The sequence below is a fragment of the Halomonas profundus genome (assembly GCF_020865425.1).
In the GTDB taxonomy this organism is placed as follows: domain Bacteria; phylum Pseudomonadota; class Gammaproteobacteria; order Pseudomonadales; family Halomonadaceae; genus Vreelandella; species Vreelandella titanicae.
Genome location: NZ_CP086344.1, coordinates 3,677,548 through 3,704,423, shown reverse-complemented (window position 1 = coordinate 3,704,423; position 26,876 = coordinate 3,677,548). Strand labels below are relative to the sequence as shown.

At 54.7% G+C, this 26,876-nt stretch carries 29 protein-coding genes; 18 read left to right on the top strand and 11 right to left on the bottom strand.

Annotated elements, in window-relative coordinates; genetic code table 11:
- Positions 1 to 127 precede the first annotated feature (127 nt).
- From LMS44_RS16950 to LMS44_RS16925, 6 genes are all read left to right on the top strand, one after another.
- Positions 128 to 805: a haloacid dehalogenase type II gene (locus tag LMS44_RS16950; RefSeq protein ID WP_009287348.1), complete on the top strand. Its 678-nt coding sequence runs from the start codon at positions 128 to 130 to the stop codon at positions 803 to 805.
- A 61-nt stretch (positions 806 to 866) separates the two neighbouring features.
- On the top strand, positions 867 to 1,214 hold the full coding sequence (locus tag LMS44_RS16945) for a putative quinol monooxygenase (protein ID WP_022522330.1): 348 nt from the start codon (positions 867 to 869) through the stop codon (positions 1,212 to 1,214).
- Positions 1,215 to 1,246: 32 nt separating this feature from the next.
- Positions 1,247 to 1,714, top strand: a complete 468-nt coding sequence (locus LMS44_RS16940) for an S-ribosylhomocysteine lyase (RefSeq protein ID WP_022522331.1) — start codon at positions 1,247 to 1,249, stop codon at positions 1,712 to 1,714.
- Positions 1,715 to 1,876: 162 nt separating this feature from the next.
- Entirely contained in the window at positions 1,877 to 2,488 is a 612-nt protein-coding gene (locus LMS44_RS16935) for a LysE family translocator (protein WP_022522332.1), read from the top strand.
- Positions 2,489 to 2,586: 98 nt separating this feature from the next.
- Positions 2,587 to 3,624, top strand: a complete 1,038-nt coding sequence (locus LMS44_RS16930; protein ID WP_009287346.1) for a CNNM domain-containing protein — start codon at positions 2,587 to 2,589, stop codon at positions 3,622 to 3,624.
- Positions 3,625 to 3,848: 224 nt separating this feature from the next.
- Complete coding sequence (locus tag LMS44_RS16925) at positions 3,849 to 4,499, top strand: peroxiredoxin (RefSeq protein WP_022522333.1); 651 nt, start codon at positions 3,849 to 3,851, stop codon at positions 4,497 to 4,499.
- A gap of 170 nt (positions 4,500 to 4,669) precedes the next feature.
- Here LMS44_RS16925 and LMS44_RS16920 read toward each other — a convergent pair whose 3' ends face one another.
- Complete coding sequence (locus LMS44_RS16920; protein WP_223828130.1) at positions 4,670 to 4,867, bottom strand: zf-HC2 domain-containing protein; 198 nt, start codon at positions 4,865 to 4,867, stop codon at positions 4,670 to 4,672.
- Positions 4,868 to 4,889: 22 nt separating this feature from the next.
- Positions 4,890 to 5,459, bottom strand: coding sequence for a sigma-70 family RNA polymerase sigma factor (locus LMS44_RS16915; RefSeq protein WP_022522334.1), 570 nt, complete (start codon positions 5,457 to 5,459; stop codon positions 4,890 to 4,892).
- Between the two features lie 150 nt (positions 5,460 to 5,609).
- Here LMS44_RS16915 and LMS44_RS16910 point away from each other — a divergent pair, with 150 nt between their 5' ends.
- Positions 5,610 to 6,410, top strand: coding sequence for a ZIP family metal transporter (locus LMS44_RS16910; protein WP_009287345.1), 801 nt, complete (start codon positions 5,610 to 5,612; stop codon positions 6,408 to 6,410).
- A 7-nt stretch (positions 6,411 to 6,417) separates the two neighbouring features.
- Here LMS44_RS16910 and LMS44_RS16905 read toward each other — a convergent pair whose 3' ends face one another.
- Positions 6,418 to 6,897 (bottom strand): MerR family transcriptional regulator, encoded by a 480-nt coding sequence (locus tag LMS44_RS16905; RefSeq protein WP_022522335.1) that lies wholly within the window; start codon positions 6,895 to 6,897, stop codon positions 6,418 to 6,420.
- A 68-nt stretch (positions 6,898 to 6,965) separates the two neighbouring features.
- On the opposite strand from LMS44_RS16905, the gene LMS44_RS16900 reads away from it, so the two are divergent.
- A complete protein-coding gene (locus LMS44_RS16900; protein ID WP_138799896.1) occupies positions 6,966 to 9,188 on the top strand; it encodes a heavy metal translocating P-type ATPase in 2,223 nt (740 codons plus the stop codon).
- Between the two features lie 25 nt (positions 9,189 to 9,213).
- On the opposite strand, the gene LMS44_RS16895 is transcribed toward LMS44_RS16900, so the two are convergent.
- Positions 9,214 to 10,230 carry an isocitrate dehydrogenase gene (locus LMS44_RS16895; RefSeq protein WP_009287343.1) on the bottom strand — a complete coding sequence of 339 codons (1,017 nt, stop codon included), beginning with the start codon at positions 10,228 to 10,230 and terminating at the stop codon, positions 9,214 to 9,216.
- Between the two features lie 481 nt (positions 10,231 to 10,711).
- Here LMS44_RS16895 and LMS44_RS16890 point away from each other — a divergent pair, with 481 nt between their 5' ends.
- The 3 genes from LMS44_RS16890 (at position 10,712) to cfa (ending at position 14,447) form a co-directional block, all read left to right on the top strand.
- Positions 10,712 to 12,202: a SulP family inorganic anion transporter gene (locus LMS44_RS16890; protein ID WP_022522338.1), complete on the top strand. Its 1,491-nt coding sequence runs from the start codon at positions 10,712 to 10,714 to the stop codon at positions 12,200 to 12,202.
- A gap of 19 nt (positions 12,203 to 12,221) precedes the next feature.
- Positions 12,222 to 13,079, top strand: coding sequence for a universal stress protein (locus LMS44_RS16885; protein WP_230803703.1), 858 nt, complete (start codon positions 12,222 to 12,224; stop codon positions 13,077 to 13,079).
- 207 nt (positions 13,080 to 13,286) lie between these two features.
- On the top strand, positions 13,287 to 14,447 hold the full coding sequence (cfa, locus tag LMS44_RS16880) for a cyclopropane fatty acyl phospholipid synthase (RefSeq protein WP_442908115.1): 1,161 nt from the start codon (positions 13,287 to 13,289) through the stop codon (positions 14,445 to 14,447).
- A gap of 17 nt (positions 14,448 to 14,464) precedes the next feature.
- On the opposite strand, the gene LMS44_RS16875 is transcribed toward cfa, so the two are convergent.
- From LMS44_RS16875 to LMS44_RS16865, 3 genes are read right to left on the bottom strand one after another with little or no spacing between them, the layout of a single operon-like run.
- On the bottom strand, positions 14,465 to 15,421 hold the full coding sequence (locus LMS44_RS16875) for an arsenic resistance protein (RefSeq protein WP_230803701.1): 957 nt from the start codon (positions 15,419 to 15,421) through the stop codon (positions 14,465 to 14,467).
- Between the two features lie 46 nt (positions 15,422 to 15,467).
- Entirely contained in the window at positions 15,468 to 15,854 is a 387-nt protein-coding gene (crcB, locus tag LMS44_RS16870; RefSeq protein ID WP_027958040.1) for a fluoride efflux transporter CrcB, read from the bottom strand.
- Entirely contained in the window at positions 15,851 to 16,252 is a 402-nt protein-coding gene (locus LMS44_RS16865; RefSeq protein WP_230803696.1) for a fluoride efflux transporter FluC, read from the bottom strand. The genes crcB and LMS44_RS16865 overlap by 4 nt, the downstream gene beginning before the upstream one ends.
- 164 nt (positions 16,253 to 16,416) lie before the next feature.
- Here LMS44_RS16865 and LMS44_RS16860 point away from each other — a divergent pair, with 164 nt between their 5' ends.
- A complete protein-coding gene (locus LMS44_RS16860; RefSeq protein ID WP_230803680.1) occupies positions 16,417 to 17,271 on the top strand; it encodes a universal stress protein in 855 nt (284 codons plus the stop codon).
- A gap of 11 nt (positions 17,272 to 17,282) precedes the next feature.
- Here LMS44_RS16860 and LMS44_RS16855 read toward each other — a convergent pair whose 3' ends face one another.
- The gene (locus tag LMS44_RS16855; protein ID WP_498945797.1) at positions 17,283 to 18,476 is read right to left on the bottom strand and encodes an MFS transporter; all 1,194 of its coding nucleotides are present in this window, start codon (positions 18,474 to 18,476) and stop codon (positions 17,283 to 17,285) included.
- 79 nt (positions 18,477 to 18,555) lie between these two features.
- On the opposite strand from LMS44_RS16855, the gene LMS44_RS16850 reads away from it, so the two are divergent.
- The gene (locus LMS44_RS16850; protein WP_022522345.1) at positions 18,556 to 18,897 is read left to right on the top strand and encodes a TraR/DksA family transcriptional regulator; all 342 of its coding nucleotides are present in this window, start codon (positions 18,556 to 18,558) and stop codon (positions 18,895 to 18,897) included.
- Positions 18,898 to 18,922: 25 nt separating this feature from the next.
- Here the strand turns inward: LMS44_RS16850 and LMS44_RS16845 are convergent, their stop codons facing one another.
- Positions 18,923 to 20,614, bottom strand: a complete 1,692-nt coding sequence (locus LMS44_RS16845; protein ID WP_022522346.1) for a 2-isopropylmalate synthase — start codon at positions 20,612 to 20,614, stop codon at positions 18,923 to 18,925.
- Positions 20,615 to 20,892: 278 nt separating this feature from the next.
- Here LMS44_RS16845 and LMS44_RS16840 point away from each other — a divergent pair, with 278 nt between their 5' ends.
- Both LMS44_RS16840 and LMS44_RS16835 read left to right on the top strand, forming a co-directional pair.
- Positions 20,893 to 21,378 (top strand): Lrp/AsnC family transcriptional regulator, encoded by a 486-nt coding sequence (locus LMS44_RS16840; RefSeq protein WP_498945795.1) that lies wholly within the window; start codon positions 20,893 to 20,895, stop codon positions 21,376 to 21,378.
- A gap of 71 nt (positions 21,379 to 21,449) precedes the next feature.
- Positions 21,450 to 21,806 carry a RidA family protein gene (locus LMS44_RS16835; RefSeq protein ID WP_022522349.1) on the top strand — a complete coding sequence of 119 codons (357 nt, stop codon included), beginning with the start codon at positions 21,450 to 21,452 and terminating at the stop codon, positions 21,804 to 21,806.
- 64 nt (positions 21,807 to 21,870) lie between these two features.
- Here the strand turns inward: LMS44_RS16835 and LMS44_RS16830 are convergent, their stop codons facing one another.
- Complete coding sequence (locus LMS44_RS16830; protein ID WP_009287337.1) at positions 21,871 to 22,734, bottom strand: MurR/RpiR family transcriptional regulator; 864 nt, start codon at positions 22,732 to 22,734, stop codon at positions 21,871 to 21,873.
- A gap of 214 nt (positions 22,735 to 22,948) precedes the next feature.
- Positions 22,949 to 24,304 carry an aldehyde dehydrogenase family protein gene (locus LMS44_RS16825; RefSeq protein WP_022522350.1) on the bottom strand — a complete coding sequence of 452 codons (1,356 nt, stop codon included), beginning with the start codon at positions 24,302 to 24,304 and terminating at the stop codon, positions 22,949 to 22,951.
- A 211-nt stretch (positions 24,305 to 24,515) separates the two neighbouring features.
- Between LMS44_RS16825 and LMS44_RS16820 the strand changes: the two genes are divergently transcribed.
- From LMS44_RS16820 to ispD, 3 genes are all read left to right on the top strand, one after another.
- On the top strand, positions 24,516 to 25,664 hold the full coding sequence (locus LMS44_RS16820; protein ID WP_498945791.1) for a GNAT family N-acetyltransferase: 1,149 nt from the start codon (positions 24,516 to 24,518) through the stop codon (positions 25,662 to 25,664).
- Positions 25,665 to 25,820: 156 nt separating this feature from the next.
- On the top strand, positions 25,821 to 26,159 hold the full coding sequence (gene ftsB / locus LMS44_RS16815; protein WP_022522352.1) for a cell division protein FtsB: 339 nt from the start codon (positions 25,821 to 25,823) through the stop codon (positions 26,157 to 26,159).
- Complete coding sequence (gene ispD, locus LMS44_RS16810; protein WP_498945789.1) at positions 26,156 to 26,863, top strand: IspD/TarI family cytidylyltransferase; 708 nt, start codon at positions 26,156 to 26,158, stop codon at positions 26,861 to 26,863. Before ftsB ends, ispD begins: the two co-directional genes overlap by 4 nt.
- The last annotated feature ends 13 nt before the right edge of the window (positions 26,864 to 26,876 follow it).

The following is a 26,876-nucleotide window of genomic DNA, read 5'->3' as shown; positions in this document are numbered from 1 at the left end:
GAGTGTCGTAGTCTTCTGAGCGCCGCTGCCTGTGCAGCGGCGCTTTTGTTATTGAAGGTGTCGTCTATGCTAAAGATATAAGCTGAACTCAGGTCACAATCAATTGAAAGTTAAGGAGTAGCCAACGATGCAACCGGTCTTAGCCTTCGATGTATACGGTACGCTGATCGATACCCAAGGCGTTACTGTTGAGCTCGAACATCGCCTAACGGATGCTTCCAAAGCTGGCGAATTTGCTCGCCGCTGGCGCGATAAGCAGCTTGAGTACAGCTTTCGCCACGGCCTGATGGGGGCTTACGTGCCGTTCTCGGAGTGCACCCGCGAAGCGCTGGTTTTTATTGACCGCGCACTGCAAACCGGGCTTTCGGATAATGACCAAGATCATCTGATGGCGGTGTATGCTGAGCTGCCCGCGTTTGACGATGTAGTGCCTGCGCTCGATCAGCTTCGCGAAGCGGGCATACGCTGCGTGGCGTTTTCGAACGGCACAGCAGATGCCGTGTCCAAGTTACTCACTCGAGCAGGCGTTGAGAGCCATATGGACGATGTAATCAGCGCCGATGAGGTAAAACGCTTTAAGCCAGACCCAGCAGTGTACGCGCATTTGCGTAGCCGCTTAGAGACACGCCCCGAGCACACATGGTTGGTTTCCAGTAACCCTTTTGATGTGATTGGCGCCACCCATGCAGGCCTACGCAGTGCCTGGATACGGCGCAGTTCCGACGCCCCTTTCGACCCTTGGGGTGTCGAGCCGGATATGACGGTTACCGATCTAGAAGCATTGGCCGAGCGCATAATCCGCTAGGTTGTTAACCTACGTCGACAAGCCGCATAATGACGTACGCTTAACGACTTAGGAGATGACCATGTCAGAAAAAATTTACTGTGTTGCCGGTTTTAAGCCCAAACCTGGCAAAGAAGAAGCGGTATTCAAAGCGCTTCAGTCGTTAGAGCCGAACACCCACCGGGAAGATGCGTGCATTCACTACACCGTAACCCGGCAGATTGATAACCCCTTCGCCCAGGGCACCAGTTATCCGATTGTTTTTCATGAAATCTGGGCCAGTCGCGAAGAGTTTGAAGCCCATTGTCAGCGCAAAGAGATTCAAGACTTCTTTGCCAAGCACGTTGAAGCGCCGGATGGCGATATCGAAGATGCCAACGTGTGTGTTTATACCGACGAACCATGGAATTTTGACGCGCCCAAGGTTTAAGCGAATCAAGGTTTAGTGAAAAAGGAGCCAACATGACCGATAAAAAGATGAACGTCGAGAGCTTTAACCTGGATCACACCAAGGTAAAAGCCCCGTACGTTCGGTTAGCCGATATTAAAGAAGGCCAGAACGGCGACCGTATTCATAAATATGACTTGCGTATCTGCCAGCCCAATAAAGAGCATATGGAGATGCCGGCACTGCACTCCCTTGAGCACTTGATGGCTGAGTTGTCGCGCAATCACACCGATAAAGTGGTCGATATCAGCCCCATGGGCTGCCAAACCGGCTTCTACATCGCAATGATTAACCACGACGACTACGACGGTGTGATCACTATCATCGAACAAACCCTGAACGATGTGCTAGAAGCCACCGAAGTGCCTGCCTGCAACGAGATGCAGTGCGGCTGGGCCGCCAGCCACAGCCTGGAAGGCGCTAAAGAATTGGCCAAAGGCCTACTGGCCAAGCGTAGTGAGTGGACTGAAGTGTTCGCCTAAGCGCTATGTGGCAGCAAAAGGTCGTTAGACGGCGCCTCCCCCTTGTTACATATAGCAAAGGGGGAGGCGTTTTTATTGAGCGTGCTTTAACGAATGGAAAACGCCGACCAACAGTGACATGCTGGCGCATTGAAAGCATTTTTTCATGGGGGAAGCGTTACTATGCTGTTGGACACGTGGCTTTTATACCTAATCGCCTGCCTTGGCCTTTCGCTTTCGCCTGGGCCAAACGGCCTGCTGGCGCTGACCCACGGCGCGCTACATGGCAGCCGTAGAACCCTGTTTACCATCGTAGGCGGCGCCACAGGATTTATGCTGATTATTGCCCTGTGCATGTTTGGCATTGGTGCGCTGCTTAAGTCGTCGGTGGTGTGGTTAACAGTGCTGAAATGGGTCGGTGGGGGGTATCTTATTTGGCTGGGTATCCAGGTATGGCGCTCGCCGCCGATTACGGGCGAGGTGGATGTGAGCGCAAGCCAAGCGAGCGGGTGGCATCTGTACCGCCAGGGGGTGCTGGCATCGGTTACCAACCCCAAGGTACTGTTATTTTTTAGTGCTTTTCTACCTCAGTTTATCGACCCACAGCGCAGTTTGATGCTGCAATATTTCGTGCTGACAGGCACCTTTGTGGCTATTGAATGTATGGTTGAAGGCCTGCTCGCCAATATGGCTAACCGCATTCGCCACTGGCTGAAGCGTGTTGGCCGCGGCTTCAATCGCACTTGCGGCGGCATCTTCGTTGCCATCGGGGCTGCGTTGCCGCTGCGCCCATGAATGCGGCTTTGCGTGGTGGCGAGCGCACGATAGAGAACCATTGACTTCCGCTTATGATGCCCCTATAAACTGGGTACAACCCATCACTCTAGGCCCTCATGTTCCTCCTAATCACGATTGCTACCCTTTCAATCGCGTTCTCGTTTTTATGTTCCATCCTTGAAGCGGCGCTTCTTTCAATTACACCCAGCTATATTGCTAAGCAGAAAGAAGACAACCCCAAGCTGCACGCCTCGCTTACGCGCCTGAAGGCTAATATCGACCGGCCCCTAGCCGCTATTTTGACGCTCAATACGATTGCCCATACTGTTGGTGCAACTGCTGTGGGGGCTCAAGCGGCGGTCGTGTTTGGCGAAGCCTCTATTGCCATCGTTTCGGCAGTAATGACAATGGCGATTTTAATACTGTCGGAAATTATTCCTAAAACCATAGGCGCGACGTACTGGCGCGGCTTGTCACCGTATTTGCCACGCCTGTTAAACCCGATGATCATTGGCTTGCTGCCTTTTATCTGGATGTCGGAGCAGATCACCCGCCGGCTAGGTAAGTCAGAGCATGATGTCGATCTGCGTGATGAAATTAAAGTACTTGCCCGCGTCGGCCTGGAAGAGAAGGTTCTGGACGAGGACGAGTCGCGCACCATTATCAATATGCTCAACTTGCACGATATCGTCGTCAGCAAAGCGATGACGCCGCGCACGGTGTGTGAAACCGTTTTGCCTGACATGACCGTGAAAACGTTCGATGAGCAGTATGGCAAAGCACCGTTTACGCGCTTCCCAGTGATGGACAACGGTGAGCAGGCCTTTGGTTATGTGCATAAAGCAGATATGTACCACGCTGACGATGCCAAAACGATGCGCGAGTTGATGCATCCGATTGGCAGCGTGGACGTCTCACATAACATCGAGCAGGTATTCACCTCTATGCTAAAAGATCACCTGCACATGCGGGTTGTCTACGACGAGCATGGCACTTTTGTAGGTTTAATCACGTTAGAAGACATTATCGAAACCATTCTGGGGCAAGATATTGTCGATGAGACCGACAATGTGGCCAATCTACGCCACTATGCTAAACAGCAGTGGATCAAGCGGGTTAAACGGGAAGATAAAGCTGCCAAAGCAGCCGAGTAATCCCAAAGAAGGTGCTCTCTGTTGTTGATTTAAAGCGGCGCCTTGGGGCGCCGTTCTGCTTTTACAGGCATTTATATTCAGGCTTTTACGCCGTTAGACTACGCTTGGCAGAGCGAGGGAACGTTGTACTACGACTCGCTGTCTTAGCGCTAAATGATCTATAGTGAAGGTGTTGAAAGTCAAATAAGCTATTAGGGCGTCTAACGCCCATTAAGGAGGAAAGCATGTCATTACGTATTAATGCAGTCGTGCCCGATTTCGAAGCGGAGACGAGCCAAGGGCCGATTCGTTTTCATGACTGGATTGGCGACAGCTGGGCGATCCTGTTTTCGCATCCTAAAGACTTTACCCCGGTTTGCACGACAGAATTCGGTGCCGTCGCGCAGCTGAGCGCAGAGTGGAAGAAACGTGGCACCAAAGTAATCGGTGTTTCCGTGGATGGTGTTGAAGACCACAAACGCTGGGGCAATGACATCCAAACCGTCAGCGGCAGCGAAGTCGATTTTCCGATCATCGCCGACGACGGTCTTACGGTGTCAAAGCTGTATGACATGCTGCCGGAAGATGCCTACCTGCCCGATGGCCGCACGCCAGCAGACAGCGCAACGGTGCGCTCGGTGTTTATTATCGGGCCGGATAAGCAGTTGAAGCTTTCCATGACCTATCCAATGACCGTAGGGCGTAACTTTGCGGAAATCCTACGCGCCCTGGATGCATTGCAAACCACGACGAAACACGGCGTTGCCACCCCAGCTGATTGGACGATAGGTCAGGACGTGATTATTCCGCCTAGCGTTTCTGACGCCGATGCCAAGCAGAAGTATGGCGAGTATGAAACGGTTCTGCCTTACCTGCGTAAGACGCCACTGCGTTAATTGCGTTAGTAGAATAGTGTAAAAAGCGAAAAGCCAGCGCCTATGCGCTGGCTTTTGCATGGGCCATCAAGTGGACTCTATACAATGTTTTTGTCGGGCGTACGTAGGAGTTCGCTGACGGAGAAGCGAAGCAGGAGAGAGTAGTGGTTTGCAGCACTTAGCCGAAAAAGCTAATCGTCTAGCGTTTTGCGGGAAGAGATTCGCGAGGCGGGGTGGTGGTCGCTAATGTTGTGCAACAGATCGAATTGGCGGGCGCAGTGACGGCAATCCCGGCACATCGACAGGTGAAGACGAAGAGCCATCTTTTCACGCAATGTTAATATTTTGTCCTGTTTTAAAGACATCAACCTCGTGGCTTCGCGGCACATAAGCATATCAGGTTCCCCTCAGCTAATTTAACCAACCATGATCCAAGCACTCTCTTAGCCGTAAACGCGCACGGTGTAAGATGACCCAGCAGTTGGTTTCAGTAATGCCGGTTTCCTTACAGATCTCTGTGGTGGAGAGCCCCATGAGTTCACGCAAGGTAAATACGCGTGCGATATTCTCCGGTAAGGCTATCAAGCAGGCATCAAATACTTGCCAAAAACGCTGGTTTTCTAACACCTGCTCAGGCTCTCCCCAGTGGCTGGGGCGGGCAGCGCTTTGCCAGTGACCATCCTGTTGAAATAGACGGTCAAGGGTGTCGTCATCTAAGTCCAGGCCTAACGGTTGCCAAGTACCTTGACGGCGCTGTTGACGCAGTTGATCCAGAATTTTGTATTTTAATATGCCAAATACCCAGGTCTCGAACTCGGAGCGCCCTTCAAAGGTGGCGCTTTTCTCAAAGGCGGTGAGCAGGGTCTCCTGTACAGCATCTTCAGCGGCGGTAGAGTCGCGTAACTGCAAGCGCGCAAAGGCCACTAAGCGGGGTCGTAGCTGGGTAAAGTGGGCGGCGGCGAACGTAGCGGAATGAGGCACGAGAATCCCCTTTTAATGTTCCCAAGGCGCACTACTGACATCGCGCTAATAGAAAACCATCGTTATTTATTCATTAGGCATTAATGCGTTAAAGTACGTGTTGATACCACGTTAGACAACAACGTGTCGTTCTCTTTGATGCCTTTCTGAATGCCAACCGAGTTTATGCTGTCCATGGAAAATACGTTGTTATTAGGGTTTTTGGGCAGCTTAATTGCTGGATTGTTGACGGCGGTAGGTGCGCTACCGGTGCTGCTAGGTAAAACGCCTAGCCGTGGCTTTCGTGATTTGGCGTTAGGTTTTGCGGCGGGGGTAATGCTGGCAGCGTCATTCTTTTCGCTGATTATTCCAGCGCTTGACGCTGCGGAAATCTATTATCCCGGTGGCCCCGTGCCTGCCGCGATTGTTTGTGCGGCTATTTTGTTAGGAATGGGCGCGATTGCGCTGCTTAACGAGCATCTGCCCCATGAGCATTTTGCCCAGGGCCGTGAAGGGCCGGAGGCTGCATCGCTTCGCCGGGTGTGGCTGTTTGTGTTTGCGATTACTATCCACAACCTGCCGGAAGGCATGGCAGTGGGCGTTGGCTTTGGGGCCAATGGGTTAGAGGGCGGTATGCCCCTGGCGATCGGTATTGGCTTACAGAACATGCCAGAAGGACTCGCCGTTGCGGTCGCCTTAATGGGCGAGGGCTACTCAAAGTGGCGCTCCTGGTCGATTGCTGCGCTAACCGGCCTAATCGAGCCCGTTGGCGGGCTATTTGGTGCCAGTATTGTCAGCGTTTCCCAAATACTGCTGCCCTGGGGCCTGGCCTTTGCCGCCGGCGCGATGCTGTACGTGATCAGCCACGAAATCATCCCCGAAACCCACCGCTGCGGGCACCAGAAAAAAGCCACCTTTGGCTTGGCGATGGGGCTGGTGATTATGCTGTTCTTGGATGTGTGGCTGGGTTAATTGCGCGTTAACCTATGACATCCGCGCCACCGTGAGGCCCCGTTTGATGGCACAACCGGTGGTCGCTGAGTACGTCAATAATATGGCACTGGCCAACATTGCCCCCCGCACATTGATTGATCATGCGTTTGAGCTCATCGCGTACCGAGGTGAGTCGTGCAAGTCGTGCCTCGACCTCGGCTAGGTGACGCTTCGCTAGCGTGTCTACCTCTTCGCAGGGCATAGTGGGGTAATCCGCCATTTGTAACAGCTCCCGGACTGCCTCCACCGAAAAGCCAAAATCCCGCGCATGGCGAATAAACGTCAAACGGCGGATAGCAGCAGTAGTGTAGCGCCGCTGATTGCCTTCGTTGCGCGGTGCTGAAGGCAGTAGCCCAATCTGTTCGTAGTAGCGCACCGTTTCTGGCTTGCAGCCGGACTCGCGTGCCAGCTCACCAATGCCGATATAACGTTCAGTGGCAGTTGGCTCAGGGGTTTGATCTTTCATTACTTGAACCTCTAGTGACTACAGGTATTACGCTGCTCCTAAGATAGACTAACTTGGAGCAAAGAGCGATGAGTACGACCACACCGGCTAAAACCTCTGCAGTTTCTCCGTCGCCGACCACCCTGCGCGTGCAAGGTATGGACTGCGGTGGCTGCGAACGTAAAGTTGAGGCGGCGCTAAATCGTTTAAACCATGTTGAACATGTTTCCGCGAGTTCTGTCACCGGCTCGGTGCGATTAACCGCACCGCCCGGTAAGACCCTGCCACATTCCGATATTGAGTCAACGATCACGGCTCTGGGCTACCAGGTAATCGATGAGTCGGTGAACACAACTGAATCGGAAAAGTCGTCCTCATGGTGGCAGTCGCCTAAAGGGCGTTTGGTGATTGTCAGTGGTGTATTGCTGGCGCTTGCCTGGGGGCTTAAATTCGCCTGGCCCACCCTGGGCAGTTGGCCGTTCATCGCCGCAACGGTCGTTGGTCTTGTGCCGGTTATTCAGCGTGCTTGGCAGGCGCTTAAGATGGGTAACCCTTTCACCATTGAAATGCTGATGAGCATCGCAGCCCTAGGGGCACTGGCGATAAACGCCGCCGCTGAAGCGGCAGTGGTGGTGTTTCTATTTGCAGTGGGGGAGATGCTGGAAGGCGTTGCCGCCGCTCAGGCGCGCCGCAGTATTTCGGCGCTTTCCAAGCTGACTCCCTCTACTGCGCGGTTGATGGAGCAGGGCGAAGCTCGGGAAGTTGCTGCCGCGTCTCTGGTGCCGGGGCAACGAGTGCAGGTACGCCCTGGCGACCGTCTGCCCTGTGACGGGCAAATTATTGCCGGTCACTCTTCGATTGATGAATCGCCTGTGAATGGTGAGTCGGTGCCACGGGAGCGTAGCGAAGGCGAGTCAGTATTTGCTGGCACCGTCAATCTGGATGGCGTGCTTGAAGTTGAGGTAACCCGCAGCGCTGAAAACAACACCATCGCCCGAGTGATTAAGCTCGTGGAGGAGGCTCAGGCGGCCAAAGCACCAGTGGCGCGTTTTATTGACCGCTTTGCGTTTTACTATATGCCTGCGGTCGTCGGGGTGGCGCTGCTGGTCGCTATCGTACCGCCGCTGGTATCGACGATGCTGTGGTCGGAATCCATCTATCGCGCCCTAGCGCTACTGCTTATTGCTTGCCCCTGTGCGCTGGTGATTTCGACGCCCGCGGCCATTGCAGCCGGGTTATCGGTGGGCGCTCGCAACGGTCTGCTGATGAAAGGCGGTGCGGTATTAGAGCAGTTAGGCAAACTCAAGCGGGTCGCGCTGGATAAAACCGGCACGCTAACCGCGGGCAAACCCACCGTGACGGATGTAGAGAGCCTTGAAGCGGGTAGCCGTCTTGATAAAAGCCGTTGCGCTGAGATAGTGCGTCTTGCTGCCGCTCTGGAGCAGGGCTCGAGCCACCCCCTCGCTGTGGCGATCAGTGACTATTATGACCGGCAGGAGGGGGCTTCGGTACCTACTGTGCAAGGTGCTCGTGCGCTAGCAGGGCAGGGCGTTGCCGGACATGTCGAAGGACGTGAGTTAATGCTGGTGAGCCCGCGCTATTTACAATCTTTCACCCAGCACACCGGTGAGATAAAAGCCCGTATTGCGGCGTTGGAAGCGCAGGGCAAAAGCTTGGCCATATTGCTAGAAAGAGGGATAGAAAGAGGGATAGAAGGAGAGGACGGGATAGAAAGTGAGCGCCTATTAGGACTAATCGCTCTGCGTGATGAACCCCGTGAAGATGCTCGCGAAGGTCTTCAAGCGTTAGAGCGCCTAGGTGTGCAAGCCGTGATGCTCAGCGGTGATAATGCCCGCACCGTGGCGGCCATTGGTGAACAGTTGGGCATTGAAGCAGAAGGCGAGCTGATGCCGGAAGATAAAGCCCAGCGCGTGCGCGAGTGGCAGGCGCAAGGGCTTGGGCCAGTGGGTAAAGTGGGCGATGGTATTAACGATGCACCGGCACTCGCAGCGGCAGAAGTGGGTATTGCCATGGGTAGCGGTACCGATGTGGCGCTTGAAACCGCCGACGCCGCGCTGCTTAAAAACCGCGTAGGTGGGATAGCCGAGATGATCGCACTTTCCCGGGCGACCATGCGCAATGTAAAAACCAACGTGGCCTTGGCGCTTGGCTTCAAGGCGCTGTTTTTGGTCTCTACGGTGCTGGGGATTACAGGGATGTGGGTCGCGGTAATGGCTGACACTGGGGCGACCGTGCTGGTCACCCTCAATGCATTGTACTTATTGCGTTACCGCTTTAATGAAATTGGCTAGAAAGCGATCAGCTAGAAAGAGTCGACTAGTGGCTCTGTACGTACTCAACCAACGCCTGGGCGAAGGAGTCGGTAGAGCCAGTGCCGCCCATATCGGGGGTGACCATATCGCGGCGGGTTTCCAGCACGGTACGGATACCCTGGCGGATGGCGGTGCCTTTCTCTGTCATGCCCAGGTGATCAAGCATTTGTGCTGCGGCGAGCAGCAAGGCGCAGGGGTTAGCGATGTTTTTGCCTTCGATATCCGGCGCTGAGCCATGCACCGCTTCAAAAATCGCTGCTTTTTCGCCGATGTTCGCCCCTGGAGCCAAACCCAAACCGCCGACTAAGCCCGCACAAAGGTCAGAGAGAATATCGCCAAACAGGTTGGTAGTGACCACCACATCAAACTGATGTGGGTTCATTACCAGCTGCATGCAGGCGTTATCGACGATCATCTCTTGGAATTCGATCTCGGGGTACTCTTTGGCAATCTCCCGCGCTACGTCCAGGAACAAACCCGAGCTGGTTTTGATAATGTTGGCTTTGTGTACCGCGGTGACTTTTTTGCGACCGTTGTTTTTGGCCAGCTCAAAGGCGTAGCGCACAATGCGCTCGGAGCCTTTGCGAGTCACTTTGATCACCGAAATGCCAGTATCGCCGTCGTCTATCATCTCCTGGCCGTCGGAAAGATACGCGCCTTCGGTGTTTTCGCGCACGGTGATCATATCAATATCGTCGTAGCGCGAGCGGGTACCGGGGAAGCTAATCGCCGGGCGCACATTGGCATAAAGGTCAAAGTGACGACGTAGCTGCACGTTAATCGAGGAGAAGCCTTTGCCAATCGGCGTGGTTAGCGGGCCCTTCAGCGCAATGCCGTATTTCTCGATGGCATCCAACGACTCCTGGGGAATCAGCGTGCCATGCTTTTCAAGGGCACCTAAGCCAGCATCGATGTGCTGGTAGGTTAAGCCACAATCTAAGGCGTCGAGTACTCGCAGCGTGGCCTCCATAATTTCGGGACCGATACCGTCGCCCTTGATGACTGCAATAGATTGGCTCATGTGCTGCTCCTCTTTGAGCGACAAGTGTGTTGCGTATGCCGCTTCAACGTAAATAGTTGGGACTTGATAAGACATCATTTTCGAGCGTAATGGTACGCCAAATTGAGTCTGGAGGGCACCCTGCAAAGGGTGTAGCACGGGTGCAAAGAGCGCTAATTGCTGCTAGAATGTCGCGGCTTATAGCGCCACGCTTTAACTTTGCGTTCTTCTTACAGCAAGGCATAACGGTAATGATCTTTTCACGTTTATTTCAGAAACTACCTATTTCAGGGCTGATGACTCCGCCCTAGGTTTTCCCCCTCCTCAAGAAAACGTCTGGCCTCGTTAATTGCGTTGTCATGGCGTTGCAGCATGCTACTGTCGGCCGCACCCTAGATTGCTCCAGCACTGACTCATTGGTTTGACGCCGCACGTCTTGTGTGTGCTGATGCGCCGCGTCGAGAGTTTGTAAAATCTTAACCTCCAGCCATGGACTCCCTGAATGTCTCTCTATACCAAGCAAGAGTGGTTTTCCAACATTAAAGGCGACACGCTTTCGGGAATCGTTGTCGCCCTTGCACTGATTCCCGAAGCGATTGCTTTTTCAATCATTGCAGGCGTTGACCCTAAAGTTGGTCTTTACGCTTCCTTCTGTATCGCGGTGGTCATTGCGTTCACGGGGGGGCGCCCTGGCATGATTTCGGCGGCGACGGGGGCTATGGCGTTACTGATGGTGACGCTGGTGAGAGAGCATGGGCTTGAATACCTGCTGGCCGCCACGCTGTTGACTGGTGTATTCCAGATTATTGCGGGTTACCTGAAACTCGCGGATTTGATGCGCTTCGTGTCACGCTCAGTGGTGACGGGGTTCGTTAATGCGCTGGCGATTTTGATTTTCATGGCACAGCTACCGGAGTTGACCGATGTGACTTGGCATGTCTATGCCATGACGTTGGCCGGATTGGGCATTATCTACCTGTTCCCCTATTTACCTGTCATCGGTAAGTCCATCCCCTCACCTCTGGTCTGTATTGTGGTGCTTACCGCGGTCTATATGATCAGCGGTATGGATATCCGCAGCGTCGGTGATATGGGGGAACTGCCTGATACGCTGCCTGTATTCCTGTGGCCAAGTGTGCCGCTGAACCTGGAAACGCTATGGATCATTCTACCTTACGCGATGATGCTAACCGTGGTCGGTCTGCTTGAGTCTATGATGACTGCCACCATTGTCGATGATCTGACCGATACGCCAAGTAATAAAAACCGCGAGTGCAAAGGGCAGGGAATTGCCAATATTGGCTCTGGACTACTGGGTGGCATGGCGGGCTGCGCCATGATCGGCCAATCGGTGATTAACATTAAGTCCGGTGGTCGTACGCGGTTATCGGCGCTGATTGCTGGCGTGGTGCTATTAATGTTGGTGGTTTTTTTAGCAGACTTGGTCTCGCAGATCCCTATGGCGGCGCTGGTGGCGGTAATGATTATGGTGTCGATCGGTACCTTTAGCTGGGAGTCGATTCGTGATCTTAAAAAGCATCCGATAAGCACCAATATTGTCATGCTGGCAACAGTTGCAGTTACCGTCAGTACACATAACTTAGCGATTGGTGTTTTTGTAGGCGTGCTGCTAGCAGCGCTATTCTTTGCTAATAAAGTGGGCAACATTCTCTACGTTGGTTCAAAAGAAGTGGAAGTCGGTAAGCAGCGTGAATATCAGGTGGTCGGCCAAGTGTTCTTCGCCTCTTCTGAGCGTTTCACGGCCGCTTTTGATCTTAAGGAAAGTATCGAGAAAGTGACGATTGATCTTTCTCGTGCGCATTTTTGGGATGTGACGGCCGTGCAGGCGCTGGATCGCGTGGTGATTAAATTCCGCCGTGAAGGTACCGAGGTAGAGCTTGTGGGCTTGAGCGAGGCCAGTGCGACGGTCGTGGATCGCTATGCGGTACACAACGACCCCGAAGCGGTTGAAAAGCTGATGGGCGGCCACTAACCAACGCAAGGAGAGCGACATGACAGATCAAGTATTAGCCGCTATTGACGGCTCCCAGTTTTCTGAAGGCGTCTGCGATTATGCTGCCTGGGCAAGCTTGGCTATGGATGCACCGTTAACCTTTGTGCATGTGGTCGACAACCACTCAGCAGTACCCGAAGAGCAGAACCTTTCCGGCAACCTGCGTTTCGGTGCCCGCGAAAGGCTGATGAAAGAGCTTTCCGAGCTTGATGAGCAGCGCGCTAAAGTGAATCTTGAGCATGGCAAGCTGATGCTGGAAGTAGCTAAAGAGCGCGCTATCGATGATGGGGTCAGCAACCCCACCACACGCCAACGCAATGGCACCCTGGTGGAGAGCTTGTTAGAGCTTGAGGAAGACATACGGTTGCTGGTGGTGGGTAAGCGCGGTGAAACCGCCCACCAGGCCAGTGGCCACCTTGGCTCTAACCTTGAACGGGTGGCGCGTGAATTGCATCGTCCGATCCTGATGGTGCCGAAAACCTTCAAGCGACCTGAAAAGATATTGATGGCCTTTGACGGCAGCAAAACCGCCCGTAAAGGCGTCGAGATGCTGGCTCGTTCGCCGCTTTTTGCTGGCACTGAGTGCCATGTGCTGATCGTGGGTGCGGAAACGGCTGAACGCCGTTCTGAGCTTGAGTGGGCGTTAGGCACATTGCGTGAAGCGGGCCACCAAGCCGAAGGCGCTATTCGTGCAGGCGAGGTAGATGAAGCCCTACAAGCCTACGAAACAGAGAACAGCATTGACCTGCTGGTGATGGGCGCCTACGGCCATTCGCGTATTCGCCACCTGCTGGTTGGCAGCACCACAACGGCTATGCTACGTGGTAGCCGCATCCCGGTGCTGATTTTGCGCTAAAACTCAAAAAAAGCAGTAGTGCATAACCGTTTAGCTCGCTTTGCGTATTACCTTCCCAGCCGGCCCTCTTTCTTGAGCGAGCCGGCTTTTTAGTCTCTGCAGTGCATAAATTATCTCCATCAAATGATGCTAATGTTGCCATGCGCTTCTATGCTAGTAGTCAGGTTGTAACCTATTCACCCACTGGAATAGCGTAAGGAGCCTGCTGTGAACATGCCTATGTTGGAAAAAAAGCCTGTTGGCTTCGACGAAGCCTCTACTTCCCACCGTTTTGTTGCTGAGCTACTGGCCCAAGCCGATATTCATTTCGACGGGCACCGCCCCTGGGATATCCAATTGAATGCCCACGGCGTTATTGATAGCGCTCTCGCGCGAGGCAATCTTGGGTTTGGCGAAAGCTACATGAAGGGGGACTGGGACGCCGATCGGCTTGATGAGTTGTTTTACCGCTTAATGCGTGCCCAGCTCGGGCAGCGTATCAAGCCCACTCAATTGATTTATCACTCTCTGCGTTCGCGCCTGCTGAATCGTCAAACAGCGAAGCGTGCCTGGGAAGTGGGCGAAAAGCATTACGATCTGGGTAATGACTTCTACGCGGCCATGCTCGATCAGCGCATGACCTACACCTGCGGCTACTGGAAAGATGCCAAAACCCTGGACGAGGCCCAGGAAGCCAAGCTCGATCTCGTCTGCCGTAAATTGCAATTAAAGCCAGGCATGCGCGTGCTGGATATTGGCTGCGGCTGGGGAAGCTTCATGGCCTACGCGGCTGAGCACTATGGTGTTGAGTGCGTGGGCCTGACTATCTCCAAAGAGCAAGCGGAGTTTGGGCAACGATTGATCAAAAAGGGCTTGCCGGTAGAGTTTCGACTGCAGGATTACCGCAATGAAAGCGAGCAGTTTGACCGTATTGTCAGCATCGGCATGTTTGAGCATGTGGGGCATAAAAATTATCGCGAGTATATGAACGTGGTTAACCGCTGCTTAAAGGATGACGGCCTGTTTTTGCTACATACCATCGGCAAAAACTTAAGCAACACGGTGACTGACCCCTGGATTGATAAATATATTTTCCCCAATGGCGAACTGCCCACCTTGGGGCAAATAGCTGATGCCGCCGAAGCACTGTTTGTGGTGGAGGATGTGCATAACTTTGGGGCTGATTACGACCGTACTCTGATGGCATGGCACAATAATTTCGAGAGGCACTGGCCCACATTCGAAAGCCAGTATGGCGAGCGTTTCTATCGCATGTGGCGCTACTACCTGCTGAGTTGCGCCGGTGCTTTCCGAGCCAGAGAAATTCATCTTTGGCAACTGGTGATGAGTAAGCAGGGGGTACTGGGCGGTTATTCCCGCGTTAGCTAATCGCTATCTAACACAAGCTAGGGATCTGGCAGTAGCTTATTGGGCACCCAGCGTAAGAGTGCCACCATACCAAATAGCTCTACCAGTGATTGAAACACCACCACCACAACCGCCGCCTGCCAAGCGCTGGGTAGCGTCAGGGCGATGGGCAACATCATAAAAGAGTTACGTGTACCAAAGCTAAACGCTAGCGTTCTAGCGCTGGCGGTGGGTAGCTTAAACAACTTGCCAAGCCCCTTACCCAATAGAGCTGCAAAGAGTAAAAAACCAATAAAAATAAACACCACCTGAACCAACACTTGGCTAAGGCCGAACACAGTGTTGACCTGGGAAGCGGCGATCATAAACACCACTAAGGCCAGTAAGGGCACTGGCAGTATTCCCAGGTAATACACGGTGCGTTTAACTGCCTTGTGACGCTGGGCTATGTACTCGGTTAACCAGGCGAGTGCTAAAGGCGTGAGAATAAGCCCTGCAAAAGCGCTCAATAGTTCTTTAGAGAGCGTTAGCTGAAACCACTCACTGCCCAGGAACAACCACAAATAAACGGGTAACGCGACTAACTGCACCAGCAGCAGTAGTGGGGCGGCGGCAACGGCCCGAGCGCTATCGCCCTTGCCTAAATGCGTGAAGGTGATAAACCAATCGGTGCAGGGCACCAGCAGTACCAGTAAAACGCCTGCCAGCACGGCGGGGGAGAGTGGTAGCCAAATAACGGTAAGGGCTAAAAAGGCTGGAATGGCAATAAAGTTACCGACCATCAACGCGGCCATAAAGCGTGTGTCAGTGAAGCTACGGGCAATATGTAGCAAAGGAATTTGCGTAAAGGTGGCGTAAAGCAGCACCGCTAACAGCGGCCATAAAAAATGCGCTAGCGGCTCAGCGAATTGCGGTGCTCTGATGCCTAACGTTAGGCCTAAGCCAATGAAAATCAGGTAGAGCCAAGACTGATGCTTTTCCATCTGATCGCGCATGCTGGCACATCCTGTCGCTAACGGTTTTGCAATCGGGGTTGTTTTGCTAACGAAAAAGCGCCATGCGCTCACCCACCACGGCAGCGCCCAGCCAAAGGGGAAGGCTAACCACAATGTAAACCAGCGCAATCCCCGGGCGGCCTAACTGCACCAGATGTAGCGTCTCTAAGCTAAATAGCGAAAAGGTGGTAAAACCGCCGCAAAAACCGGCCACCAATAATGGCTGAAAACGCGCTAGCTGGCTGTGGGGGGAGCGCGAGAGGGTGGCGGCCAACCAACCGATTAAGCACGAACCCAGTACGTTAACAATGAGTGTTCCCCAGGGGAAATAGCCCCCTAGTGCTGCCTGGGATAATAGCGAAACGCCGTAGCGCAGCGCGCTGCCCACGCCGCTACCGACACCTACCGCAAGGTAAGCCTTCCAGGCGCTCATAAGGTCGCTCCTGACAGAGAAGCCCCTGATAACAACCAGCCCAGGGTGACCATGGCTAAACCAAGCAGCAGCGTGGTGCCCACATTAATGCCTGCGCGGAGTTGCTGGCCGCCCTGCCATAGCTCAATGGTCTGCAAGCTAAAAGAGGAGACAGTGGTGTAGCCACCTAACACACCTCCGACGGTGAACAGCCATACAGAAGAGGGGGTGCTGGCGATACCTAGGCTGCCGAGCAGCCAGCCCGCTAGAAAGGCTCCGCTGGCGTTAACCGCCAGGGTTCCCCAGGGGAAGGCCTTGCCGAGATAGCGGGCGAGTAGATTGGAAACCGCAAATCGTCCCATCCCGCCCAGCGCGCCTCCTAGTGCGACTAACAGTACGCTTGTTAAGCCATGCCCCATGCTTTCCTCCGAGTCGCCAACTTCAATAGGCCGCTAAGTTTAGCATGTGCGTTTTATAGCGTCCGAAGCACGCAAGAACGTTTTAGGGTGTCGTGGGGTAATGAGTTCGTGTAGAAAAGGGTGAGAATATAAAAATAATGTTGATGCTCAAGGAGAAGTACCTCATGTCAGATCGCGTGTTGGCAGCTATTGATAGTTCTCAGTTTTCAGAAGGCGTGTGTGATTATGCGGCTTGGGCCGCCCAAGCCCTGGATGCTCCGCTCAGTTTTATTCATACCGTGGATAACCATGCCCAAGTAGCTGAGCCTGATTTAACCGGTAACTTAGGATTAGGTACCCGAGAGCACCTGCTGGAAAAGCTGTCTGGCATTGAAGAGCAACATGCCAAAGTCTCCCGTGAGCGCGGGCGCCTGCTACTCGACGCCGCCAAGGAGCGCGCGGCCAACGCCGGTATTGCCGACCCGCAGTGTTTGCAGCGCAACGGTACTCTGGTGGAAACCCTGGTCGAGAATGAAAAAGATGTAAGGCTGTTAGTGGTAGGCAAGCGGGGCGAGACGGCGCACCAAGCCAGTGGTCATTTAGGTTCCAACCTAGAGCGCGTGGTGCGGGAAATGCATCGCCCGATTCTCATAGTGCCGAAAGAGTTTACTCAACCGCACAATGTGATGATGGCGTTTGACGGTAGTAAAACGGCTCGTAAAGGCGTGGAAATGCTGGCCAAAAGCCCGCTGTTTGAGGGTGCTACCTGCCACGTGGTGATTGTGGGCGCGGAAACCGCTGAAAACCGCTCGCAGCTGAGCTGGGCGCTGGAAACCTTACGCGAGGCCAGGCACACCGCCGAAGGGGCGATACGCGCGGGCGAGGTGGAAGAGACGCTGCGTACCTATAAGCAAGAGCATGATATCGACATGCTGGTGATGGGCGCCTACGGCCACTCGCGGATCCGTCACCTGCTGGTCGGTAGTACTACCACCACAATGTTGCGTAATGCCCAGTTGCCGGTGCTGATTTTGCGCTGATTTCTGCACTTTTATGGCTCAGCCGGGATAGTGGAGGTTTCCCGCAGTACACGCTGAGCCAGTAGCCAACCGGCAATGATAAACACCAGCATGCCCAACAGAAGCGCATGGAACGGAGCGCCTGCGCTAAGGGCTAACCCCAGTACGGCGGGCGCGACGCCGGTGGAGAACACCATGGCAGCGCTAAGAGCGGAGCGAACCCTCCCTAGGTGCTCAACTCCCCATAGCTTGATCAGCAGACCCGATGCTATTAGCTCTTGCGCGCCCATGGCCAAGCCGCCCCCTACCATCAATGCCCAAATGCTGATATGCCCGCCAATGGTGAGTGCCATCACCATGGCAAAGGCGTAGGGGAGTAGGTAAAGGCGGGCTAGCTTGGGGCCCAGTTTATCCACCCAGCGGCCTCCTAATAAGGCCCCCGGCAGTTTGGCGATTCCCATGCCGGTCAGCGCCAGGGCGTAAACCGCCAGGGAGCTCTCCAGAGACTCCGTTAATTGCGCTTGATAGATAAACAGCCCCGTCATGGTGATGGGGAGGGCCATTAATAGTAGCATTAGCAGCCAAAAGCGTTTTTCGCGAAAGGGACGAGGGCCATGGGGCGTCTGCCTGGTTGGTTTAACGCCCGGTGCGTCGGGCCAAGGTGCTTTTAACAGTAGCCACAGCCAAGGCAAGGCGATGACGCCACACAGTAGCCACCAGAAGGTTTGCCAACTGCTCCAGATAAGCGCAGCCGCCACTAACGGGGGCAGCAGCGCTTCTCCCAGCGGTATCCCTAGGTTAGCCAGGCCAATGGCACGGCCGCGCATGGTGGAAAACTCTCGGGCAGCGAGGGTGTTACCCAAATGGGTCAACATGCCCTGGCCGCATAGCCGCACTATGCCAAGGCCGACTATCCCCAGCCACCACCAGGGCGATAAGGTAAGCAGTACAACGCCGGTTAACAGCAGTGACAAGACGATTGCCGCAAAGCGCTGTGGGTTAATCCAGTCGATGGAGGGCCCAAAGCGCAGCATGCAGAAACCCGCTATCAGGGTAACCACGGCATAGGCGGTGCCAAACTGGCCGACGCTAAGACCCAGGTAGTCTGAAAGGGGCGCTTGAAAAAGACCAATAAAGTAGCTCTGCCCAAGGCTTGAGCTAAACATCGCTAGAAAAGCGATACTGAGTACGCTGCGGTGATCGCGCAGCAGGGTGCGATAGCCCATCGTAACGTTCCCTTCGCGATCAAATAATTAGTAGGTTAACGATTGTTGGTAAATGATTGTAGGCTAGTGGGAGGTGCAGATGAATCACCCTGAGGTGGATATAGTCGTTATTCGTGAGAAATTACTTGCTCTTGACGCCACGCTCCGCGAGGAGAGCGCCAGCAGTGAAGAGTCCCGGGATACGGTGATGCTGGATCAAACGTCGGTAGGTCGGCTGTCGCGTATGGATGCAATGCAAGGGCAAGCGATGGCCAAAGCAGGCGAGCAGCGACGTCAGCTAAAGTTGAAGCAGATTGCCGCTGCCCTGCAACGCATTGAGAGTGAAAGCTTTGGTGAGTGTATAGAGTGCGGCGAATGGATTGGGGCCAAACGCCTCACCTGGGGCCCATTAGTGCTGAAGTGTATTGAGTGTGCTGATTAGACCCTGCTCCTTAGAGCCAAGCCGTTTACGCTTCGGCGGCAGCTTCTGGCTGCTGCTCAGTTGTCTGACCAGGATTAATCGTTGCGTTAATACCTGACAACAGTGCCTTGAGCGATGCACTCACGGTGTCGCTATCTTCGGCCACTGCGCAAAGCCGCTGGCCATCGATATTGAGCTGAACGAAGGCGATGGCATTGGCTTCACTGCTGGCACCCAGCGAATGCTCGCTGTAATCGATAATCCCTACACTACTGCCGGAGTGGCGTTGCCACGCATCGGTAAACGCCGACATCGCGCCGTTGCCCTTGCCAGAAAGGCGCAGCGTTTCGCCACCCTGTTTCAGCGTCAGCTCAATGCCTTCCTGCTGGCCTTTGGAGAGCTGGTAATCGATAAGCGTTAGCGGCGATTCCTGAGTGAAATTATTGAACATCACCTGGCGAATCATTTCGCTGGAGAGTTCGCTGGCGCGTTTTTCGCTCTCTTGCTGCACGTAAGGCGCCAAGGCCAGCATCATCCAGCGCGGCAGGTTAATGCCGTAATCCCGCTCAAGCAGGAAAGCCATGCCGCCCTTGCCGGACTGACTATTGACGCGAATCACCGCCTGATAGTCGCGGCCGATATCGTGGGGGTCGATGGGCAGATAAGCCACTTGCCAAGGCTCGTCGGGCTTTTGATGCTTGAGGGATTTACGAATCGCATCCTGGTGGCTGCCCGAGAAAGCGGTGTAGACCATCTCGCCCACCCAGGGGTGACGCGGGTGTATAGCGATACCGGTGCACTCGTTGACCACCTGAATGATTTCATCAGGGTTGGATAGATCCAGTTCAGGATCGATGCCCTGGCTGTAGAGATTCATCGCCAGGGTGACGATATCCATATTGCCCGTGCGCTCGCCATTGCCCAGCAGGGTGCCTTCTACCCGCTCGGCGCCGGCCAGCAGGGCGAGTTCAGCAGAGGCTACCGCACCACCGCGGTCATTGTGGGTGTGCACCGAGATAATCACGCTGTCGCGGCGGCTAATGTGCTGGCAAAAGTACTCAATCTGATCGGCGTGATGGTGCGGCCCGGCCACTTCCACCGTGGTGGGCAGGTTGAGAATACATTTATTCTCTGGCGTCGGCTGCCACACATCCATCACCGCTTCGCAGATTTCCAGCGAAAAATCGATCTCGGTGCTGGAGAAACTTTCCGGGGTGTACTCGAAACACCACTCAATCTCGGGGTATTGGTCGGCGTAGGTTTTGACCCAGGTAGCCCCTTGTACCGCAATATCGACAATCCCGGCACGATCCATCTCAAACACCCGCTCGCGCTGAATGGTGGAGGTGGAATTATATAGGTGAACAATGGCGCGCTTGGCACCCACCAGCGAGGCAAAGGTCTTCTCAATCAGGTGTTCACGGCACTGCACTAGTACCGCTATAGTGACGTCATCGGGAATTTGATTCTCTTCGATCAGCCAACGCACGAAGTCGTAGTCGGGCTGGCTGGCCGAAGGAAAGCCTACCATGACTTCTTTAATGCCCACTTTAACGATCTGCTGCCAGAAGCGTTGCTTTTGCTCAACGGTCATCGGCTCAAGCAGCGCCTGATTGCCGTCGCGTAGGTCTTCGCTCACCCATATCGGGGCATGATCCAGGTCACGATCTGGCCATTGGCGATTGAAGGCAGGTACGCGGGGCGCAGGGCGATATTTGCGATGATCAAAAGCAGACATGGTGAGTTTCCTAAAGGCGGTGAGTTGTTAAAAGCGGCCGCTTGTGGCGTATGCCGCATTGCTGCAGTGCCAGGGTGAGGCACTTTAAGGGGCTGCTTGTGGCAATGACTCTTGTGGTACTGAGCTATCTCTTACTGGACTATCTTTTACTAGCTATCTCGTACTTGACATAGTGTATGCGGAGAGCGACGAAAGGTTATTGCGAAAATGTAGTGTTATCGCCAATAATTGACATTAAATATCGCATAATTCGATTTTATTGGTAGGAGCTGCTTTCTATGGCCGTAATGCCGCTGTCGCTTGATCGATTTGATCGTCATATCCTGGATATTGTGCAGCAGGAGGGGCGTATCAGTAATCAGGAGTTGGCTGATCGAATCGGACTTTCGCCTTCGCCCTGTTTGCGCCGGGTGCGAGCCCTGGAGGAGCACGGCCTAATACTGGGCTACCGCGCGGAGGTCGATTCTCGCCAACTGGGCTATCAGTTAATGGCGCTGCTGCATATCTCCATGGATCAGCATACGCCGGAGCGCTTCGATAATTTTGAGCGCCATATTCGTGAGATACCCAACGTTATCGAGTGCCTGATCATTACCGGTCAGGCGGCGGATTTTCAGCTCAAAATCCTGGTGCGGGACATGGATGACTACCAACACCTGCTGTTGCATGTGATTAACCGCATCAAGGGTGTTACCGGCGCGCATACCAGCTTTGTGCTGCGGCGGGTCTTTGAGCATCGGCCGGTACCTACGGATCGGCTTTGATAAGAAGGCATAGTCAAGGGTAAGCCAAGCGGTTTAGACTGCTTTTCTTAAACCCACTAGGAGTTTTCCCTATGACCATTCAACGCCACGATACAAAAGCCCGCATGAGCCGTGCGGTGATTCACCAGGGCGTGGCCTATTTGTGCGGCCAAGTGGCTGGCCCGGAGGCCCGCGAGGGCGACATTACTGCCCAAACGGAAAGCATGCTGGCGCGGGTGGATGCGCTACTGAAAGAGATTGGTTCAAGCCGTGAGCAGCTGCTTAGCGCGACGATCTACCTGAAAGAGGGCAGTGACTTTGCCGCTATGAACGGGGTATGGGATGCCTGGATGCCCGCAGGCTACGCACCGGCGCGCACCTGCGTCTGCGCGCCCATGCCCGCCGATGAGCTTAAAGTGGAAATTACGGTGACTGCCGCAGTGAGCTAACTGCTTTCTATTCGCTACTCACCATTCACCCTTCACTATTTTCCATTCACTTGCTATTTATCATTCACTTACCGGGCTTTTCTACCGGAAAGCGGGTGTCGCGCAGGCTGTCTTTGATTTTCTTGAGGTGGGGTAAGAAGTCTTCACCACGCCTCAAGGTTACCCCAGTGGCCAGCGCATCAATCAGCGTTAATTGAATTACCCGCGAGGTCATCGGCATGTAGTGGTCGGTGTCTTCGGGGGTAGCGACATCCAGGGTGGCGGTGCATTCGTTGGCCAGTGGCGAGTTTGGCGCGGTTATACCAAGAACGACGGCCCCTGCATCCCTCGCCAAACGGGCGATATCCACCAGCTCCCGGGTGCGCCCGGTGTAGGAGATAATCACCACCACATCCCCCGTATGGCAAGCGGCGGCGACCATACGCTGCATCAGCACATCAATGTAGGCCATCACCGGCAGGTTGAAGCGGAAGAACTTGTGCTGGGCATCCTGGGCCACCGCGCCAGAGGCACCCAAGCCAAAAATATGGATCTGCTTGGCCTGGGTAAGGTAGTCGACCATGCGCTCGACAGCACCCATATCGATGTCGCGCTGGGCTTCATCGAGGGCGGCGATGGTGGCGCCAAAGATTTTGTGGGTGTACTGGGTGGCGGAGTCGCCAGGCTCCACTGCACGGGTCACATAGGGTGTGCCGCCAGCTAAGCTCTGGGCCAATTTGATTTTAAAATCGGGATACCCCTTGGCGCCAAAGTTACGGCAAAACCGGTTAACCGTGGGTTCGCTGACGCTAGCTGCCTGGGCCAAGCTGGCAATGCTTAGGCTGGTGGCGACCGTTGGGTCTTCAAGAATTACATTGGCGACTTTACGCTCCGATCGGTTGAGTTCTTCTAAACGTTCGCGTAAGCGGTCAAGTAAGTCATGAGCCATTAACGGTCTCCGTGTCGTGTATGGAAAGCAGCAAATTTCCTATGCTTACAAAAGTTTTCCCACGAGTTTCAGTAAGCTGTTGCAAATGCTCAGGGCAGTTTCTGCTGTGCTTACGTGGGCTTTGTAGATAATTCCAACGTAGAGCGTATGTGAAATATATCATAAGGGCATTGTGAAAATTTGTTATTAGCAAACGATCATCAGTTCTTAAGCTTTAACCGACTCCTAACAATTTCATTAACCAGCGCCGATAAGGTGGATAAAGCAAGTGGCTCGAGGTGCGTTTTGATTGATAAAAAACGCTGCGTAAGTGGCTAAAACGCTCAAAGCCGTGACGGCCATGGTAGGCGCCCATGCCACTCTCGCCGACGCCGCCAAAGGGCAGTGAAGGAACGGCGTGATGAAGAAGCGTGGCATTAAACACCAGTGCGCCAGAGCGTGTCGTTTGCAGCAACTGCTGCTGTAAGCCCTTATCATGTGTGAAGGCATACAGTGCCAGCGGGTGAGGGCGGGCATTCACATAACGTATTGCGGCCGACATATCGCTAATGCCAATTACCGGTAGGCAGCGGCCAAAAATCTCTTCGCGCATCACCTGTAGCCCCTGGTGGGGGTCGATAATCAGCGCTGGGGCATGAGTGCCGTGATCGATGACTCTGCAGCCGTGGTCTTGGGCTTCTTGCAGCATGGCATCTAGCCGCTGCTGGTGGGCCGCGTTAATCGCGTGGGTGGCCGCATGATCGTCGGGGCGCTGCCGTTGAATAGCCTCGCTCAACGCTTTAACCAAGGCATTAATATGGCGGCTCTCAACCAGCACGTAGTCGGGGGCGATACAGGTTTGCCCGCCGTTCATGCCTTTTCCAAAAATAATATCTGCTGCCGCTTTGTCGAAATCCGCATCGCCTGCCACGATGGCGGGCGACTTGCCGCCCAGTTCAAGCGTCGTTGGGGTCAAATTCGCCGCGGCTGCTTGGGCCACTTGCCGACCTACCGCGCTGGAGCCGGTGAACACTAGGTGATCGAACGGCAAACTGCTAAAACGACGCGCCACCTCTACATCGCCTTCTACTACCTTGAGTTCTTCAGGGGTGAAGTATTGCGGCACCAGTCGCTGCAGTAGGGCGCTGGTAGCGGGGGAGTGCTCGCTGGGTTTAAGCATCACCACATTGCCCGCAGCAAATGCATCCACTATCGGCATTAGCGCCAAACTCCAGGGGTAATTCCAGGGTGACATCACGCCGACAACGCCCAGCGGCTGCGGCGCGATGCGTGCCCGGGCAGGCATCAATCGCCACGGCATGCTGACCGACCAAGGGCGCATCCAGCGCCATAGATGCAGTCTGGCATGGCGAATGGCGTGGAGCACCGCGCTGATTTCAGCCATGCGTATTTCCACCTCGCTGCGCTGACCAAAATCCGTTTGAATCGCGCGGATAATCTCAAGCTGGTGATGCTTGGTCATACGCGCGAGGCGGGCCAGCCGGTCACGACGCACCGTTAGCGTCGGGTAGGGCATTTGATCGACAGCGTGGCGCTGCGTTTGAAAGTCACCCGTCATATCGCGCGTCATGGACTCTCCTCATATGCCGTTACCGGCGTGGCGTTAACGTTAAATACTGCAGTTCAATAGCCGTATCTGCTTTCGTTGGCATAGCCCGATGGCATAGCTCGTTGATTTAGCCAGTTGATTTAGACATCGGTGTAGATGGTTAGTGTAAACGGTTTATATAAACAGTTAGTGTAAAGTGACCTTTTAGCCCCCACACGTTCGGGAAGGTGCTATGCCGTTACCCCCACTATCGATCACCATTCTACCCACCATTGAGGCCATTACGGCAAGCCAGTGGGATTCACTGGTCGATAATGATCAACCCTTTTTGCGTCACGCGTTTTTACACGCCCTGGAGGCAAGCGGCTCGGTCAGTGAGGCCACGGGCTGGGAACCGTGCCATCTGAGTGTATGGCAAGGCGAGCAGTTGGTAGCGGCGCTGCCGATGTACCGCAAGCACCACTCTTACGGTGAGTATGTGTTTGATTGGGGTTGGGCGGAAGCGCTAGAGCGTGCCGGTGGTCGCTACTATCCAAAAGCCCTCAGTGCGGTACCGTTTACGCCAGTGCCTGGCGCGCGCACGTTAATCGCCAAGAATGTCGATGCCCGCGCCGTCCGTGGGCTGCTGGCCGGCGCCTGGCGCGAGCAGTGTGAAAGTCTCGGTCTGTCTAGCTGGCACTTGCTATTTGCCGACGAGGCCGATGTCACCGCCTGGCAGGCACAGTGTCCTGAGCTTATTACGCGTGAAGGCGTACAGTTTCAGTGGCGTGATCGCGGCTTCGGCGATTTTGAGGGCTTTCTAGCCAGCATGACATCGAAACGGCGCAAGATGATCAAGCGCGAGCGTCGCTTGGTCGCCGAGCAGGGGCTACAGGTAGCGCACCTTGAGGGTGATGCAATTACATTAGCGGACATGGTGCATTTCTATCGCTGCTATGCAATTACCTACCATGAGCGCGGCAGGCCGCCTTACTTAAACTATGACTTTTTTGAGCGCCTGCGCCAAACCATGCCAGAGGCGCTGGTGCTGGTGCAGGCTTACGTTGAAGGGCGCCCGGTGGCAGCAGCGCTCTATTTTCGTGGCAGTAGCACGCTCTATGGGCGCTACTGGGGGAGTGAAGTCGTCGCCGATTGCCTGCATTTTGAGGCATGTTACTACCAGGGTATCGAGTACTGTTTGCAGCGCGGCTTAACGCTGTTTGATCCGGGCACCCAGGGCGAGCACAAGCTGGTACGCGGGTTTGAGCCCCAGCGTGTGCGCTCGCTGCACTATATTAGCCACCCTGGGCTTGCCGCAGGTGTTGCCCAGTTTTGTCATGAAGAAGGCGAGCATGTCAGCGCCTACCGCGATGCGGCCCATCAAGCGCTGCCATTTAAGTAGTTATTTAAGCTGTCATTATAACGACGTGCGGCTCGCTGGTGCTGCCCCTTAATGGCATAATGCGCGCCGATAAGCACTCTTTAGTGTATCAACGCCGCTTTTGATCAAACCAGGGCTTTGAATAAAATCCAGTCGATATTTCCAAGGAGTGCCGTGATGCGTAAATGGTTAGTGATGACATTGCTCGCTGTCTTGGCGCTGCTTCAGTACGAGCTGTGGTTAGGCAACGGTGGCTGGCACGATTTGCAGCAAGTGGAGCAGCGGGTCGCGGTGCAAGAGGCGGCCAATGTGCCCATGCGCGAGCGCAATGCGCGGCTGGCGGCCGAAGTGACGGATTTAAAAAACGGTTTAGACGCCATTGAGGAGCGGGCACGTAGCGATATGGGCATGGTGCGCACCGACGAGCAGTTCTTCTGGGTGCCTGGTGTAGCGATTGAGAAGGAGCTTATCGGTATTAATGCAGGTCTGGTCGCTCCCCAGGAGCCGCCACAGTGAGCCAAACCTGGTTAATTGTGCCCGCGGCGGGTCAAGGGCGCCGTATGGGGGCCGATAAGCCCAAACAGTACTTAACCTTGGCCGATGAGCAGCCGGTGTTGGCGCATACTTTGGCACGCCTTCATAGCGCCTTTCCTAGCGCTCGCTTGGTGCTCTGTTTAGATGCCGACGACCGCTGGTTCTCGCCCCGCTGGGTGCCTTTTACTGACTGGCAGCGCGTGACCGGGGGCGATGAGCGAATGGACAGCGTCTTAAATGCCCTGCACGCGATGGCCGCCGATGATAATGACGTAGTGATGGTGCATGATGTGGCCCGCCCCTGTATTACCGTGAGCGATCTCCAGGCGCTGTACCAAGCCGCCGCGACCCACCCCGCAGGCGCGCTTTTGGCGATGCCGGTGGCGGATACCATGAAGCGTGCCGATGATCAGTGCCAAAGCGCGCGAACCGAACCGCGGGATGACTTGTGGCACGCGCTAACGCCCCAAGGGTTTCGCTATGCGCTACTGCGGCGAGCCTTAGAAACCGCCCGCCAGCAGCGAACCCTGGTAACCGATGAAGCCTCGGCGGTTGAAGCCTTGGGCGAATGCCCACAGTTGGTAAGCGGGCGGCGCGACAACCTGAAAATTACCCACCCGGATGACTTAGCGCTGGCAGCCGCGATTATGGCGGCACAAACCGCTAACACGCCTGACAGGCTTTAATCACTAGGAGCTT

Bases quoted from the DNA above. Each gene is read 5' to 3' on its own strand.
- LMS44_RS16940 (WP_022522331.1), top strand. From the start codon at position 1,247: ATGACCGATAAAAAGATGAACGTCGAGAGCTTTAACCTGGATCACACC.
- LMS44_RS16950 (WP_009287348.1), top strand. From the start codon at position 128: ATGCAACCGGTCTTAGCCTTCGATGTATACGGTACGCTGATCGATACC.
- LMS44_RS16845 (WP_022522346.1), bottom strand. From the start codon at position 20,614: ATGTCTGCTTTTGATCATCGCAAATATCGCCCTGCGCCCCGCGTACCT.
- LMS44_RS16820 (WP_498945791.1), top strand. From the start codon at position 24,516: ATGCCGTTACCCCCACTATCGATCACCATTCTACCCACCATTGAGGCC.
- LMS44_RS16905 (WP_022522335.1), bottom strand. From the start codon at position 6,897: ATGAAAGATCAAACCCCTGAGCCAACTGCCACTGAACGTTATATCGGC.
- LMS44_RS16855 (WP_498945797.1), bottom strand. From the start codon at position 18,476: ATGGGCTATCGCACCCTGCTGCGCGATCACCGCAGCGTACTCAGTATC.
- ftsB (WP_022522352.1), top strand. From the start codon at position 25,821: ATGCGTAAATGGTTAGTGATGACATTGCTCGCTGTCTTGGCGCTGCTT.
- LMS44_RS16840 (WP_498945795.1), top strand. From the start codon at position 20,893: ATGGCCGTAATGCCGCTGTCGCTTGATCGATTTGATCGTCATATCCTG.
- LMS44_RS16865 (WP_230803696.1), bottom strand. From the start codon at position 16,252: ATGGGGCATGGCTTAACAAGCGTACTGTTAGTCGCACTAGGAGGCGCG.
- LMS44_RS16910 (WP_009287345.1), top strand. From the start codon at position 5,610: ATGCCAACCGAGTTTATGCTGTCCATGGAAAATACGTTGTTATTAGGG.
- LMS44_RS16835 (WP_022522349.1), top strand. From the start codon at position 21,450: ATGACCATTCAACGCCACGATACAAAAGCCCGCATGAGCCGTGCGGTG.
- LMS44_RS16920 (WP_223828130.1), bottom strand. From the start codon at position 4,867: ATGTGCCGCGAAGCCACGAGGTTGATGTCTTTAAAACAGGACAAAATA.
- LMS44_RS16945 (WP_022522330.1), top strand. From the start codon at position 867: ATGTCAGAAAAAATTTACTGTGTTGCCGGTTTTAAGCCCAAACCTGGC.
- LMS44_RS16860 (WP_230803680.1), top strand. From the start codon at position 16,417: ATGTCAGATCGCGTGTTGGCAGCTATTGATAGTTCTCAGTTTTCAGAA.
- LMS44_RS16895 (WP_009287343.1), bottom strand. From the start codon at position 10,230: ATGAGCCAATCTATTGCAGTCATCAAGGGCGACGGTATCGGTCCCGAA.
- LMS44_RS16850 (WP_022522345.1), top strand. From the start codon at position 18,556: ATGAATCACCCTGAGGTGGATATAGTCGTTATTCGTGAGAAATTACTT.
- LMS44_RS16925 (WP_022522333.1), top strand. From the start codon at position 3,849: ATGTCATTACGTATTAATGCAGTCGTGCCCGATTTCGAAGCGGAGACG.
- LMS44_RS16830 (WP_009287337.1), bottom strand. From the start codon at position 22,734: ATGGCTCATGACTTACTTGACCGCTTACGCGAACGTTTAGAAGAACTC.
- LMS44_RS16930 (WP_009287346.1), top strand. From the start codon at position 2,587: ATGTTCCTCCTAATCACGATTGCTACCCTTTCAATCGCGTTCTCGTTT.
- LMS44_RS16875 (WP_230803701.1), bottom strand. From the start codon at position 15,421: ATGCGCGATCAGATGGAAAAGCATCAGTCTTGGCTCTACCTGATTTTC.
- LMS44_RS16885 (WP_230803703.1), top strand. From the start codon at position 12,222: ATGACAGATCAAGTATTAGCCGCTATTGACGGCTCCCAGTTTTCTGAA.
- LMS44_RS16825 (WP_022522350.1), bottom strand. From the start codon at position 24,304: ATGACGCGCGATATGACGGGTGACTTTCAAACGCAGCGCCACGCTGTC.
- LMS44_RS16935 (WP_022522332.1), top strand. From the start codon at position 1,877: ATGCTGTTGGACACGTGGCTTTTATACCTAATCGCCTGCCTTGGCCTT.
- LMS44_RS16890 (WP_022522338.1), top strand. From the start codon at position 10,712: ATGTCTCTCTATACCAAGCAAGAGTGGTTTTCCAACATTAAAGGCGAC.
- crcB (WP_027958040.1), bottom strand. From the start codon at position 15,854: ATGAGCGCCTGGAAGGCTTACCTTGCGGTAGGTGTCGGTAGCGGCGTG.
- LMS44_RS16900 (WP_138799896.1), top strand. From the start codon at position 6,966: ATGAGTACGACCACACCGGCTAAAACCTCTGCAGTTTCTCCGTCGCCG.